Source organism: Paenibacillus sp. EKM301P (assembly GCF_011800295.1).
Lineage (GTDB): Bacteria > Bacillota > Bacilli > Paenibacillales > Paenibacillaceae > Paenibacillus > Paenibacillus polymyxa.
Genome location: NZ_JAALFM010000167.1, coordinates 1 through 223, shown reverse-complemented (window position 1 = coordinate 223; position 223 = coordinate 1). Strand labels below are relative to the sequence as shown.

Genomic DNA, 223 nt, shown 5'->3' with positions numbered 1-223 from the left:
TTGCCCCGGTAACGCCATACAGTGAATATATTGAATGGCTGGATCGACAGGACAACGCGGAGGCAGAACGGTTCTGGAGCGATTATTTTGCGGGCTTTGAGCAGCAGACCGTATTGCCGCAGGTCAAACAGCTGGACGGTCACGCTAAAGCATATGAAGCGGACAAGCTTTCATTTACACTGGGCCGTGAAGTGACGGAGCGGATGAACAAGCTGGTTAAGCA

The 223-nt window shown here is 52.0% G+C and carries 1 protein-coding gene; it reads left to right on the top strand.

Annotation, left to right across the window (positions count from 1 at the left end; all coding sequences use genetic code 11):
* On the top strand, positions 1-223 hold a 223-nt coding region (locus HFD99_RS25380; protein WP_167441119.1), incomplete at both ends, for a condensation domain-containing protein.